This is a genomic window from Paenibacillus typhae (assembly GCF_900099765.1).
GTDB lineage: Bacteria > Bacillota > Bacilli > Paenibacillales > Paenibacillaceae > Paenibacillus_AQ > Paenibacillus_AQ typhae.
Genome location: NZ_FNDX01000006.1, coordinates 245,027 through 258,788, shown reverse-complemented (window position 1 = coordinate 258,788; position 13,762 = coordinate 245,027). Strand labels below are relative to the sequence as shown.

Here is a 13,762-nt window from a genome sequence, read left to right as displayed (position 1 = left end):
CCATGCGCAAGCATCCTAGCTACCAAGGTGGCTTGGCCCCTCCTTGGGTTGGACTTTCACCAATTAGATAATGCGTGCCTCTGGGCACGCTAAAATTAAAAAAGGAGGGCGTTCGCCCTCTCGCCGCCGCCCCCGCTACATATAATGGACCATAACCCACCGGTAATCAGCGGCGGCGGCGCCCTCCTTCCTTACAGCTCATCATCCAGGGCGTCAGGGTCCAGATCATCATAGTCGAAGCTCTCACCTTCGAAATCATAATCCTTGTCTTCCAGATCGTCGGCCTGATCACTGACGTACACGCGGACCTTGGTCTCAGCCACCAGCTCCGCCTCAAACTCGCGTTCCACGCGGAGCGTCACACTGCCGCCGCCTGGCGAGACACCCGCTTCCACACAGTTGGGTTCCTGCGTTGCCTCCGCAGAGACTTCAACCGTGGAAGCGCGGTGTCTAGGGTCCAGGTATGACAGGGGGATAAGCTCAACATAGGAGACTGTTTCTTTGGCTACCTCAGTCTGCTTGTTTTTGTCATACGAGTACCAGATGTTCACATCGTAAGTACCGATTACTTCAATTCCGTTTCCGGCGGCAACCGCTTCGTACTGGTGGTTAATGATCCAAGCCCCCAGAATACTAGTCGGATGATGTGGCGGAGTCACGGTATGGGTTGCGGTAGAGAACTTACGACCTTTGCCGCAGATTGCCTTCGTAATGATCTCCCTTGTTTGACGTTTATGGCTTAATGACATCTTTGAACCTCCTCCATACAATCATTCACTATCAAGTGTATGCACGTTCTGGGCATTTGTTGATTGTTAGAGTAGAAATAAATTTGGGTAAGCCCTCCACCCGTCCCGCTATAAGCTTCATAGTCCATTTTATTGTTAAAAACACCGCCTTATGATACATAGCCAGCCCGTCTCCCCGTAAAAAAACACCAGCTCCTCCGTAACGGATGGACTGGTGTTTTTGGGTGCCTTATGCGATTGGACTTGCCGGCCGGCTCTATTAACCGAAAATGATCAAGTATACTCCCCGGCTATTGCGGAATAACCCGTACGATACCCAGATCCCGGTGCCTGCTGAGATCCACGAAATCCTCCTCGATGTTCACCAGCGGACGCAACGGATCATGGGCGAGAATCAGGATGATTTTGCCGGTCCGGCCGTCAGTAAGCACTACATCATTGCCCAGCATGGACTGCATCAGCTTATTAATGAAGACTCTGCAGATATAAGGGTCGAGCTTGCCGAATACGTCATCCTCCATCTGCCTGAGCACCTCGTACAGCGGCGCAGCCGGACGGTAGAACCGTTCCGAGGTCATCGCATGGAAAATGTCCGCCACGGCGACGATTTTGCTGAAATCTGTAATCCGGTGCCCCAGTACCCCGAACGGATAGCCGCTGCCGTCCATCCGCTCATGATGCTGCAGCGCGACAAGTGCCTGCATGTGATTGGTCCCTACCGTATCTCTTATCATCTCATAGCCGTAGGTGGTATGCTTCTTCATCAGCGCCGTTTCTTCCTCGTCCAGCGGACCGGTCTTGGTCAGAATCTCCGAAGGGATCATGATTTTGCCGATGTCGTGCAGCGTCGCGGCAATCGTCAGCATGCCCAGCTCCTCCGGCTTCAGCTTGAGCCATTTGCCGAGCAGCGTGGACAGGATACCCACCGCAACATTATGTCTGTATGTATAGTCGTCCTTCGGCTGGAGTGCAGCCAGTATGCCAAAGAAATCGTTCTTCTCACTAACCTGCTGGATAAAAGGAATAACTTCATTTCTGAGCTCAATCATCGGTAAACGTTTGCTTTTGTTATAGCGGAGCTGTTCAAAAATACTCTCCATTGCTGCAGTACACTCATCAACCGCAATCTGGTAAAAGGCGGCGCTGTCAACATGGACTACGTCCTGGGGCTCCAGCATAATCCTGTGCCGGGTGATCAGGCGGATATGATCACTGTTCAGCAGTGTCATCGCCGGCAGGACGAACACGCCCTTGTGATTAAAAAGATTGGCTGCAAGCTGCTTGCCGAGATATTGTTCATTATTGATGTTCATTGTCCTCACCTGCCAGAGCAGAAATTCACATAAGCGAACAATCTGCAGTAATTGAACTTCTTCTCTCATGAACAGTGAACGGCAAAAGGATTACCGGCTCACTTTTTGTGCTTACATTTCTTATCGTAATTTTACACGGTAATGTGAATACCTGTCACCTATTTCGTGTTATGTATGATCAGTTGCTGCGGCCCCGCAGCAGACGTTTTGCCGGCTTGATCTCGACCGGAACCTTATGCTGCTTGGCAATTTTCAGGTATAGCGCCAGTTCCCGGCACACCTGCAGAATAGCTGAACGGACTTCAAATTCTTCGCGGGTCGAAGGAAGCTCCATCTGCTGAAACTCCTGCTCGACGCCTGCCAGCAGCCGCTCCGTGCGCCCGGTATATTCCTCTGCCAGCACATCCCCGCTCAGCTGGTCGAACAGGTCGGCAACCATCCCGCCGTGCGGAAGCTGCCGGTAGACCTGGGATAGAAGCTGCAGCATATTTTGAATCGATTCCAGCTGCTCCTTGCGCATATAGAAGTAGACATTCCAGGCCTCGTCCGGATGAATCACATGATTCTCAAGCTCTCTGGTGGCTGCAGTAAGTCCGCGCTGGATAGCGGCGTTTGCACCGATCAGCTCCTTACCGTCCCATATATAAGAAGGATCACGGAGTGTCGTTGCCATTTGTTTGAAAATAACCGAGAAATAACCGTCCACTTCCTTGCGTATGCCGGATATAACGCCGGTGGCCTGCGGCATATAGATCAGATTGACCAGACCGGCCGAGCCCAGTCCGATGATCAGCAGCTCGATCTGCTGCAGCAGGACATGCAGGGTCAGCTCAGCTTGTCCGAATACGCGAAACAAAATAACGGAGCTGGTGACGATCCCTTCCTTAAAGCCTGATTTGACGATCAGCGGAAAGCCGAACAGCACATATAACCCCAGCACCCAGTAATGAAAACCCAGCACGGCAAATAAGGAACAGCCGATAAGAAGGCCTACAAGCGAGGCGGAAAAACGGGCAGTGATCGTGCGAAGACTCCTTTTCCGCGTTGTTTCCACCCCAAGAATGGCCAGCAGGCCGGCGCTTTGCGCATTCGGAATACCCGCAGCGGCTGCCAGCAGTATGGACAGCAGCGTGGCGGCCGCTGTTTTGATAACCCTAAATCCCATGTAAATACCTCTCCTTGACTCTCTGCTTCAGCTTGCTTGTAAAGATATAGACATGGTACAGGATTTTTCAAGGAGACACAATATGACATAAAATTCACAGCCGTGACAGCAGCAGCTTCTCCACATAGACCACCAGCTGATACATCGCAGTAGCAACAGCGGCTATAATGAGCAGGCTGGACATCACCAGAGTGAAATTGAAAACCTGAAAACCGTAAATGATCAGATAGCCGAGCCCTGATTTGGCCACCAGAAATTCACCGACGATCACCCCGACCCACGACATTCCGACATTAACCTTTAGGGTAGACACTATTGCGGGAAAAGAGGCGGGCAGAATCACCTTGTTAAACTCCTGCACCCGTGATGCCCCGAAGGAACGCACCACCTTGATCAGGTTGGGATCAACACTGCAGAAGCTGTTATAGACAACCAGTGTAGTAATAATTACGGTAATGGATAAGGTGGTAATGACAATCGCAGTAAAGCCGGCTCCGAACATCACGATAAAAATCGGACCGAGTGCCACCTTGGGCATACTGTTGAACACAACCATATACGGATCAAGCACGGCTGATAAAAAAGGCGACCACCAGATGATGACCGCAAGCAATGTGCCAAGCAGTGTTCCCAGCACAAAGCCGACCGCCGTTTCACCGACTGTCATTCCAAGATGCGGCCACAGGCTGCCGCTGGCCATATCACTCCAGATTTGCCGCAGCACCTTGGTCGGATAGCTGAACAGCAGCTCATCGATCCAGCCCAGTCTTACCCCGGCCTCCCAGAAGAAAAAGAACAGCACAAGCAGACTGGCCCGTACGGCCATGACCCGGCTGCTCCAGCGGCGCTTTTGCTTTTTAAAGTCCTGGTGCTTCTGCTGCAGCCACTCCGCGCGGGAGTTAGGCATTTCGTTTAGCCCGTTCCTGCTCACTGTCCTTCCCTCCCTGCCAGCTCCATTTCCTTCCATAATTCATGAAAAAGCTCCGCAAACCCCGGCAGATCCCGCGCGTACAGCGGAGGCGTGCTGCGGATTTCCTCAGGCACCTCAAAAATTTTGCGGATCCGGCCTGGATTGCGCTGCAGCAAAATAACTCTGCTGCTGACCGCAATCGCTTCAGACAGATCATGGGTCACCAGAACCGCCGTAGTCCCGCGCCGGCGCAAAGTTTCCGATACCAGATCCTCCAGCTGCAGCTTGATCTGATAATCCAGCGCCGAGAACGGCTCATCCAGCAGGAGCAGCCCCGGATTTGTTGCAAGTGTGCGCACCAGGGCCACGCGCTGGCGCATTCCGCCGGACAATTGGGCCGGATAAGCCTTCTCTTTGCCGGCCAGGCCCATATCTGCCAGCAGATCCACTGTATTCTGCCGGGCTTCGGCAGTCAGATTACCGGTCAGCTCAAGTCCGAGCAATGCATTGTCAAGGATGGTCCGCCAGGGGAAGAGGTAGTCCTGCTGGAGCATATAGCCCACTTCAGGCGAAGGACCCTGGATCAGCCGGCCGCTGACCGACACCTCTCCGAGCGATGGCTTCAGCAGCCCGGCGATGATCGATAGCAGGGTTGTTTTGCCGCAGCCGCTCGGTCCGACCAGGCTGACAAACTCCCCCTTCTCCACCTCCAGGCTCAGGTCCTCAATGGCAAGTGAAGCCTCACGGTCGCCCAGGTAAGCGTGCGTCACACCCTTCAATTGCACAACTGGCAGCATATCAGCCCCTCATTTCCCGGATGAAGTTTTAATTTCCGCTTCCGCCTTCCCGGCGAAGCTGTTGTCCACGATCTTTTCCAGCGGAATCCGTTCCTGCAGCTCACCGGCGTGTTCAATGACATCCAGCAGATTGTTCCACTCTTTATCATCAATAACAGGATTTACAGCATAAGTGTCCTGCTCCTTGTAACGATTAATGGCGGAAATGACAATCCCCTGGTCAGTGTTCTCGAAATAAGGCATAACCGCTTCTGCAATTTCCTCTGCGCTGTGCTCCTTCACCCACAGCTGGGCCCGCTGGACCGCATTGGTGAACTTTTGCACTGTATCGCCATTTTTACTGATATAGCTTTGCTTGGACATGAAGACCGTATAAGGCAGATAGCCGCTCTCCACACCGAACGAAGCTACGACTGTACCGCGCCCTTCACTTTCAAAGATCGAAGCCTGCGGCTCGAACAGCTGTACGTAATCTCCTGTTCCTGACGCAAATGCACCGGCAATATTGGCGAAATCAATATTTTGAATCAGCGTAAGATCCTTGCCGGCATCGATCCCTTTGTTATGGAGCGTAAATGCACCGGCCATCTGCGGCATGCCGCCAGCCCGCTGCCCGAGGAACGTCGACCCTTTCAGCTGATCCCAGCTGAACTCACCTTCTGCCTTGCGGGCAAACAGGAACGTGCCGTCCCGCTGGGTAAGCTGGGCAAAATTGATTACAGGATCATCTGCTCCCTGCTGGGCTACATAGATCGAAGTCTCAGACCCGACAAGCGCCACATCTATGGCCCCTGAGAGCAGAGCGGTCATCGTCTTATCCCCGCCAGGAATGGTCTGCAGCTCCACATCCAGCCCCTCATCCTTGAAAAAGCCCTGTGATAATGCCACATACTCAGGCGCATAAAAGACAGAACGGGTTACTTCGCCGACTTTCACCTTTACTCCCGCCTGCTCTGTGCCGCAGCCGGCGAGCACTGAGAAGCACAAGACGAGGAGCAGCAGCGGCAGCGCCAGCTTTTTCTTGATTGTCATCCTTCATTTCTCCTTTCATCCCGGGTCTTTGGCCCTTACCTAAAGCATATGCGAAGGCCTATTGTTTGGTTAAAAGTGTGAAGGAAAACCGTTTGCACTGTCACTTCAGCAGAACTCAGCGAGTAATTTGTTATAAATAATGAATCAATCTATTTAATTATGCTGATAATCCGCTTAATCAAGAGTAATTTTATGATTTGTAAAGATAACTATGTATAATCCAGCATAAATCGTTATAAACAATAAATTTTAGCCAATCCAAGCCTGTGCAAACGTTTTACCAAAAAGCTCGATTGCACTACTATATTTAGTAAAGCGCTTACTAGATACATATTAATGAAGCAACACCATCAGGAAGGGGTTTATTTACAGATGAAACATGAGTTTAAACGGCTACCGGGACGCCGTATCCTCCATTCCCTGGCCTTAACCGGACTTACCGCCGCACTGCTGGCCGGCTGCACGAATAACGGAAATTCCCCCGCCGGCATTAACGGAGAAGCTTCCGCCGTTCCGGCTGCACAGGCTTCACCTTCACCGGACGCCGGTACGGCACCGCTGAAATCTCAGCAGCCTGCTGCAGTTTCCGGTACTGCTATTGATGAGCAACCCTCCACTGTGTTCTATGAAGTGTTCGTCCGTTCGTTTTATGATTCAGACGGCGACGGCATAGGTGATCTCCGCGGGCTGACAGGCAAGCTGGATTATTTGAACGACGGTGACCCTTCGACTGCGGACGACCTGGGGGTTGGAGGCATCTGGCTGATGCCGGTTAACCCTTCTCCCAGCTATCACGGGTATGATGTCACTGATTACCGCAGCATCAATCCCGAGTACGGGACGCTTGAGGATATGCAGGAGCTGATCCGTGAGGCGCACAAGCGGGGAATCAAGGTGATCATGGACCTTGTTGTGAACCATACGTCCAGGGAGCATCCGTGGTTTGTGGAATCCGCCAAAAAAAAGGACAGTAAGTACCGCGGTTATTATGTCTGGGCTGAAGATCAGAACCGCCCTGTCAGCGGAAGCAGTGCAGCCGGCAGCGGGAGCCCCTGGCATTCCGTGCTGGGCAGCCATTACATGGGCACCTTCTGGGACGGGATGCCCGATCTCAATTTCGATAATCCTGACGTGCGCAATGAAATGAAGGACATCGGAAAGTTCTGGCTGGAGCAGGGTGTCGACGGCTTCCGCCTTGATGCGGCCAAACATATTTATGAGGATCTTGTAACGGATAAGAGTACGGAGACGACTGCCAAAAATGTAGCCTGGTGGCAGGAATTCCGCCAGGCCATGAACGAGGTTAACCCGCAGGCCTATATTGTAGGGGAGGTTTGGGAGAACTCTGCCGTATCCGTCGGCGCCTATCTGGATAAGGCTTTTGATTCCGGCTTTAACTTCGGGCTGGCCGAGACGCTGGTGAACTCCGCCAGGACGGAAAAGGACAGCGGGGCAGCATTCACACTGGAGCGGACTTACAGGCTGTATTCGCAGATTTCTGAGGGCCGGTTTACAGATGCAGTCTTCTTGACGAATCACGACCAGAACAGGGTAATGAGCCAGCTTGAGGGCAATCCGAATCATGCCAGAATGGCTGCCGCAATGCTGTTTACGCTGCCGGGCAATCCGTTTATTTATTACGGGGAAGAGATCGGCATGTTAGGCCGCAAACCGGATGAAGGAATCCGTGAGCCTATGCAGTGGTCAGCGGACAGCAGCAGTGCCGGCCAGACAACCTGGGAAGCGGCCACTAACAACAAGGGGAATTCCGGAGGAAATGTGGAGAGCCAGCTCAGCAGCACCGGCTCGCTGCTGGACTGGTACCGTCAGCTAATTGCCCTCCGCAGCCAGGTACCCGCGCTCCAGAAAGGGGATATACGGGACTATGCTTCCGGGAATGACGGTGTCATGGCATTTGAACGTGTAACAGCCGAACAGCAGGTGCTCGTTATGCTTAATTTGACAGGCAGCAGTCAGACCGTTACCCTGAAGCAGGGAACGAATGACAAAGGATATACGAACATCATCAAAGCTGTTCCGGAGGAAGCCTCCTATAGCGGAGCTGAACTTACCCTTCCGCCCTATTCTGCTGTTATTCTGGATTAACCGCATGCGAGGCATGCAGCATCCATTCATATAATGCCAAGCAGACCTCCGCTTTGCTTGCAGGTACGGCAACGATCCAGTCCTCTGCGGATTCGCAGCTCATCCGGAGCAGCCAGCCGCCGGAGGCATCTTCTATGTATCCCGCATGCTGAAAAACCCAGCTGTCCGTGCTGCGGGAACAGAGCCTGAGCTCACCGTCAGCCGTCCGGTATTTAAGAACTCTGGCCAGCTGGGCCGAACGTAGGAGGTCTCCTGTCTCGGCATTCAGGCACTCGGCCAAAGTGTACAGCGTGTAGGTTGCCGCCTGGGCTTTCAGTTCCTCGAACCTGCTTCTGGACATCTGCAGGGCGGGGGCATCTGAACAGGGGATTCCTTCCATCTGCTCAGGGCAGTTGAACAAATAAAAACATGCCCGCTTCACCTTTGCGGGCTCAGTAAGCTCATAGCCGAAGGGATCCTCCTCCTGAATGCTGGAGATGATGGTCCGTTCCTTGAATACCTGCAGACAGAGATCCTGGGTATGCTCCCCTTCACAATATTTCAGCCGGCATATTCTTTCTGCAGAACCCGCCATTTGCAGCAAACCGGATACTTCCTTTCCGTGCGCCGGCGCTTCAGGAAACAGAAAACGCGCTAAATATACCATTTCATCGTTATTCACAGTCCAATTTCCTTCCCGGATTCCCAGGAGATCAGGAATCGCCCAGCAGTAAAAAGCTCGAATCTACCAAACTTGCAATCTTTATGTTATCATAAGCTAATTTTAAGGTAAAATTAAGAAATGCCGGGTATGATCATAGCATGAAATACTTTTAGCGAGGTGATTTCGATTATGAGAATGCTCATCACATTTCAAAACAAGTCTGTACCGGTATATTTCACCACTGAAAACAAACAGCCTACCCAAAAGGTACTCCGAATTTTGAATAATACACTGGAGCTCAAAATCCAAAAGGGCAAAAGCGCATTGCAGAAATGTTTAAATTCACTGATCAGTATCGAAATAAAAGGCTCAGAAGCTATATTGCACAGTTACAGTGAAAATGATTCACTCGCACTATCCCTCTACTAGCAGAGGGATAGTTTTTTTGTACACAAGAGAACCGGCTTTGCCGTCCTTTAAAGGATGGTATCCGTTTCTGCGAGATTACAAAAAAAAGCACGCTCTTTCGCCTGGAAAGAAGGTGCTCCGCTCTATATGTTAGGCCGAATAGCTGTAAGTCAGCGGCCGGTTTTTAACCGGTCGGCCGGTTTTTATTTTCTTCTTTCTCCGCTTTCTGGATACGCAGCTTGAACAACTTCACTAAATTGATGCGTGTCTGTTCTTCGTGACAGCTGTCCAGTTTTTTAATGATAAAACGGTCAATGGACATGTCAATCGCTCCTTTTTGAATATCTTTTACCGTTAATGGACTCAGGAAATCATTTCCTGCCTCCCTTGTATCACCTATATAACCGGGTCCCCGGATGCTCAAACGCTTCTATTTTCTGGTAAAAAAGACTTGTCGGAACGACTTTACTACATATTGAGCTTCAGTTCCGGTTATGCTGTTATCCATCAGGAGATATGGTAGCCGTGCAATTCCAAGGCATTTGCTGTCGCTGAAAATTATTTTTCTTTCGACGGATATTTACAAACTAAATATTCAATGCTATATTAAATATAGTAAGTATTAAATATATATTTAAGGAGAAATCATAATGTCTAATGTACTTTTCATCAAAGCAAACAACCGCCCTGCTGAACAGGCTGTAAGTGTTCAACTTTACAACGCATTCCTTGCAAGCTACAAAGAGTCACACCCGGAAGACCAGGTAACTGAACTGGATCTGTTCGCTGAAGAGCTTCCTTACTACGATAACACCCTGATCACTGGTATCTATAAAGCTGCCCAGGGCTTTGAAGCAACTCCTGAAGAAGCTGCAGGTGCAGCACTGGTTAAGAAATATCTGGATCAATTCGTTGCAGCTGATAAAGTTGTATTCGGCTTCCCGCTCTGGAACATGACTGTTCCTGCTGTTCTGCACACTTACATCGACTACGTGAACCAGGCTGGTACTGCTTTCAAATACACAGCTGAAGGTCCTGTAGGCCTGCTTACCGGCAAAAAAGCGGCTGTCCTGAACGCAAGAGGCGGCATCTACTCCACTGGTCCTGCAGCAAACGCTGAAATGGCTGTTAACTTCATCGTGAACAACCTGAGCTTCTGGGGCTTCCAGGATATCACACAGGTGATCATCGAAGGCCACAACCAGAACCCGCAGGAGTCTGCTAACATCATCGCAAAAGGTCTGGAAGAAGCTAAATCCGCTGCTGCATCGTTCTAATACAGCACCAGCGTTAAAGGTCCGGCCCGCAGTATAGACATTCGCAAGAAGATCAGGCATCGGTTTTACTCAGCATCCGGACTTTTATTCATATATAGCAGAGGCACAGCCCTTCCCCGGGCTGTACCTCTGCAGCATAAAGCAACCCCACAAAGTGAGGCTTTTACATAAAAGCTGATACAGGCACTTTGCGGGGACCCCTTTTTAAAAAAAGCCATCAGGGCGCCTGAGCAGACAACTGCAGGGCATCCTGATGGCCTTTTTTTAATGGTAAAAATTTATATATTTAGGGGTCCCCGCTGGCCCCTGAGTCAGCATCCCTGCAGAGCTGCGGTTTGCGGGGGAATTTATTGCCTGTTCAGGATCAATACTCCTCAAGCTGCCGCTCCCATGACGTTTTCCGCGGCCGGGGGGTGCTCGTTTTACCAGCAGAAGCAACAGCCTTCCGCTTCTGTCTCTGCTCTTTGCTGCTCTGGAAGCGCAGCTCCTTCTGTGTCTTGCGGAAGTTCATAAGCCGCTTCTCCTCCAGCTGACCAGAGAATACAGCCGCCAGCACAGCGCAGCCCTCCTCGCGCTCGTGACTGCAGTCGCTGTAGCGGCATTCTGCCGCCAGGCTGCTTATATCGCCAAAGGCAAGGTCAAGCCCGCCCTCATCCTCCCACAGCTGAAGCTCGCGCATCCCGGGGGTATCCACGATAATCCCGCCTTCAGGCAGCACGAACATTTCCCGGTGCGTCGTTGTATGCCGTCCGCGGCTGTCTCCCTCTCTGACGTCCTGGGTCAGCTGCAGGGTTTGGCCGCTAAGCCAGTTGACCATCGTTGACTTGCCGCAGCCGGAGGAGCCGGTAAGAGCCACCGTCTGCCCGCTGCGGATATACGGCAGCAGCTCTTCACGGCCGTCCCCCAGCAGGGCGCTGACCGCATGCACCGGCACGCCGGGTGCAGCCCGCTCCATCTCCGCTATTCTGGTATCCGCATCCGGGCACAGATCGGCCTTGGTCAGCAGAATGACCGGACTCGCCCCGCTGTTCCAGGCCATAATCAGATACCGCTCCATCCGCCGCACATTGAAATCATCATTTAAGGCACTGACCAGAAACAAGGTGTCTACATTGGAAGCGACAATCTGCTCTGCCTGCGTATTTCCCGCTACTTTTCGCGAAATAACACTTTGACGGGGCAGCAGTCCGTGAATAACAGCGTGCTCTCCCCCATCCTGCATAGCTAAAGCGACCCAGTCACCAATAGCCGGCAGCTCACCCGAATCTGTGACGGAATGCCGGAGCTTCCCGGACAGCTCACCCCAGGTTTCGCCTGCCTCAGTCATGACCCGGTATTTGCTGCCAAAGTCCCCTGTGATCCGGCCGGGAACACGCTTATTGTGTGCCCGCTCCTGATTGTGAATAATCCCGTTCCATTTTACCTGCCAATTTTCATTCCATCCGTATTGTTCAATAATCATTGTAATGTTAGTTCCTCCCGATATTTGGTTTATTTCTCCACTCACATGTCCCGGAACACAAAAAGCCGCCGGAACCTGACGTTCCGGCGGCGGATTGGATCACAGACCTCCCCTCCTGCTGAAAGGAAGGACTGCGATCAAATCATATACAGAAAGCTGCGGTCTTCCCGGGTAAGGGAGAACCGCACATTTCTGTGCGCGACCCGGGCATACCAAATACGGTACTTATCCGTATTCAGTAACGCTTGACCGCGCAAAAAAGCCGCCGGAACACATACGGTCCCGGACGGCTCTAAAAGGCACTCTAAGAGCTTACCTGCTAAGCTGCATCACACTTGCTGTGCAGCCGCTGTTCCCGGAAGACACGTATCTACAACAGTTGTTACCGATAATGAACGTGCTGTATAAACTGTCATATTACATCGTCTCCTTCTTGGTTAATATGCTGTAACTATAAACGTCCCGGATGCGCATTGTCAACGATTAACCCCGGTAAAGTATTATTTATAAATAAAGTCTACCTGAATCTCTAAATAATTTCCTTCAGCTCATCCAGCTCGTTGATGGTTCTCCACGGCTGCACATCCAGACGCTCGTCCCACGGGTGGTTACGCTTCAGCCAGACGGTGTCCATGCCCGCCTTGCCGGCACCCCAGATATCATTAACCGGATGATCTCCGATGAACAGGGTCTGCTCTGCAGAGTTACCCATACGCTCCAGAGCCAGCTTGTAGATGGCCGGATCAGGCTTGCTGATTCCGGCTTCGCCCGATATCACAATCGCCTTAAAATAGCCGCGCAATCCGAGCAAATCGATTTTGCTGTCCTGCAGATTCTTTTTGCCGTTGGTTACGAGCCCCAGGATGTACCCCCGCTCCCGGCAGTAATTCAGGATTTCAATTGCATCCTTCATGGCTGCCCCGTGGCTGAAATAGTTTGTATCATAATACGCCCGTATATCCGCTGCACTCACCGGTGTCCGCCAGGGCAGCACTTCGCTAAGCTCGGCAAAAAAACCGTCCTTATCCCGGTAGCCGTCAGCATCCCGCACAATCATATCCTCAACAACCCGCAGAGCCTCTTCCTCCGGCAGATGGCCCAGGAAATCCTTTACAAACCGGGTGCTGAAGCTTCGGAACGTATAATCCCGGTCCATCAGGGTGTTGTCCAGATCAAACAGCAATGCCTGTTTCTCTTGCATCTTGATAAAGTCTCCTTATCCGCTTAAATGTCAGAGATAATTGTACTATGCATGTCCGGATAAAGAAAAGACTGCCCTGCAGAAAAGAAGCAACATCCTCCTTTAACTGCTGAACAGCCTGCTGGCAACATATAAATGGATCATCAGGTTACTCAAAATGCTCCGCACGGTGGGTCAGCATCATCTCTTCTTGCGTAATATACAGCGGAAACGGCGGTGTCTCCGTCAGATAACGTTCCGAATGGAGCAGACGGTAGTGGACCTCCGGCAGCCAGGCATCCTCGATTAGCGGCAGCTTGCCGGTATCACTGATATAATGATCCACCGCAGATTGAACCAGATCGAGATAGTAGGGCACCAGCTTGTCAGCTTCCTCAAAAATTTCGTAGGTTTCACGGGACATATAGAATTTCTGCTGGGGAACACCGCCCAAATAACGTTTCAGCCTGGACAAGTCTATGCTTTTATCCTCCATAATCAGGACAGTACGGTTGACTGAGGCAGGCATATCTTCTTCGAATTGCCTTACAGCCTGCTTGATCTGCGGCAAGGTGACAGTGATCGGCTCAGGGATTGTATTTTTTTTAGCGCGTTTGAATATCATACTGAAAGTCTCCTTTCCGAAGTATATGTCAGATAACGCTTACAATTCCAGTTTATTCACTTTTCTAACCTTTAATCAGCAGTGCATTTATTTGT

14 protein-coding genes are annotated in these 13,762 nt (G+C 51.4%); 3 read left to right on the top strand and 11 right to left on the bottom strand.

The features are described from left to right. Positions 1-191 precede the first annotated feature (191 nt). The 6 genes from BLR64_RS08255 to BLR64_RS08230 all read right to left on the bottom strand — a co-directional run bounded on the left by BLR64_RS08255 (position 192) and on the right by BLR64_RS08230 (position 5,966). Positions 192-749 carry an outer spore coat protein CotE gene (locus BLR64_RS08255; protein ID WP_039873832.1) on the bottom strand — a complete coding sequence of 186 codons (558 nt, stop codon included), beginning with the start codon at positions 747-749 and terminating at the stop codon, positions 192-194. 290 nt (positions 750-1,039) lie between these two features. Beyond that, positions 1,040-2,062 (bottom strand): HD-GYP domain-containing protein, encoded by a 1,023-nt coding sequence (locus BLR64_RS08250; RefSeq protein WP_090713663.1) that lies wholly within the window; start codon positions 2,060-2,062, stop codon positions 1,040-1,042. A 178-nt stretch (positions 2,063-2,240) separates the two neighbouring features. Beyond that, on the bottom strand, positions 2,241-3,227 hold the full coding sequence (locus tag BLR64_RS08245; protein ID WP_090713662.1) for an aromatic acid exporter family protein: 987 nt from the start codon (positions 3,225-3,227) through the stop codon (positions 2,241-2,243). Between the two features lie 94 nt (positions 3,228-3,321). Next, positions 3,322-4,134: an ABC transporter permease gene (locus BLR64_RS08240; protein WP_090713670.1), complete on the bottom strand. Its 813-nt coding sequence runs from the start codon at positions 4,132-4,134 to the stop codon at positions 3,322-3,324. Positions 4,135-4,154: 20 nt separating this feature from the next. After that, the gene (locus BLR64_RS08235) at positions 4,155-4,934 is read right to left on the bottom strand and encodes an ABC transporter ATP-binding protein (RefSeq protein ID WP_090713661.1); all 780 of its coding nucleotides are present in this window, start codon (positions 4,932-4,934) and stop codon (positions 4,155-4,157) included. Between the two features lie 9 nt (positions 4,935-4,943). After that, the gene (locus BLR64_RS08230) at positions 4,944-5,966 is read right to left on the bottom strand and encodes an ABC transporter substrate-binding protein (protein ID WP_090713660.1); all 1,023 of its coding nucleotides are present in this window, start codon (positions 5,964-5,966) and stop codon (positions 4,944-4,946) included. A 372-nt stretch (positions 5,967-6,338) separates the two neighbouring features. Here BLR64_RS08230 and BLR64_RS08225 point away from each other — a divergent pair, with 372 nt between their 5' ends. Beyond that, positions 6,339-8,072: an alpha-amylase family glycosyl hydrolase gene (locus BLR64_RS08225; RefSeq protein WP_090713659.1), complete on the top strand. Its 1,734-nt coding sequence runs from the start codon at positions 6,339-6,341 to the stop codon at positions 8,070-8,072. On the opposite strand, the gene BLR64_RS08220 is transcribed toward BLR64_RS08225, so the two are convergent. Further along, positions 8,059-8,733 carry a hypothetical protein gene (locus tag BLR64_RS08220; RefSeq protein ID WP_090713658.1) on the bottom strand — a complete coding sequence of 225 codons (675 nt, stop codon included), beginning with the start codon at positions 8,731-8,733 and terminating at the stop codon, positions 8,059-8,061. The genes BLR64_RS08225 and BLR64_RS08220 overlap by 14 nt on opposite strands. A gap of 171 nt (positions 8,734-8,904) precedes the next feature. Between BLR64_RS08220 and BLR64_RS30750 the strand changes: the two genes are divergently transcribed. Then, entirely contained in the window at positions 8,905-9,144 is a 240-nt protein-coding gene (locus tag BLR64_RS30750; protein WP_039873859.1) for a hypothetical protein, read from the top strand. 163 nt (positions 9,145-9,307) lie between these two features. Here the strand turns inward: BLR64_RS30750 and BLR64_RS30245 are convergent, their stop codons facing one another. After that, positions 9,308-9,445, bottom strand: a complete 138-nt coding sequence (locus tag BLR64_RS30245; RefSeq protein ID WP_167360624.1) for a hypothetical protein — start codon at positions 9,443-9,445, stop codon at positions 9,308-9,310. A 328-nt stretch (positions 9,446-9,773) separates the two neighbouring features. On the opposite strand from BLR64_RS30245, the gene BLR64_RS08210 reads away from it, so the two are divergent. Then, positions 9,774-10,400 (top strand): FMN-dependent NADH-azoreductase, encoded by a 627-nt coding sequence (locus tag BLR64_RS08210; RefSeq protein WP_039873862.1) that lies wholly within the window; start codon positions 9,774-9,776, stop codon positions 10,398-10,400. A gap of 364 nt (positions 10,401-10,764) precedes the next feature. Here the strand turns inward: BLR64_RS08210 and rsgA are convergent, their stop codons facing one another. From rsgA to BLR64_RS08195, 3 genes are all read right to left on the bottom strand, one after another. Then, positions 10,765-11,862 carry a ribosome small subunit-dependent GTPase A gene (gene rsgA / locus BLR64_RS08205; protein ID WP_090713657.1) on the bottom strand — a complete coding sequence of 366 codons (1,098 nt, stop codon included), beginning with the start codon at positions 11,860-11,862 and terminating at the stop codon, positions 10,765-10,767. Between the two features lie 529 nt (positions 11,863-12,391). Then, positions 12,392-13,063 (bottom strand): HAD family hydrolase, encoded by a 672-nt coding sequence (locus BLR64_RS08200; protein WP_090713656.1) that lies wholly within the window; start codon positions 13,061-13,063, stop codon positions 12,392-12,394. A gap of 148 nt (positions 13,064-13,211) precedes the next feature. Next, positions 13,212-13,667: a DUF3939 domain-containing protein gene (locus BLR64_RS08195; protein ID WP_090713655.1), complete on the bottom strand. Its 456-nt coding sequence runs from the start codon at positions 13,665-13,667 to the stop codon at positions 13,212-13,214. Between the last annotated feature and the right edge of the window lie 95 nt (positions 13,668-13,762).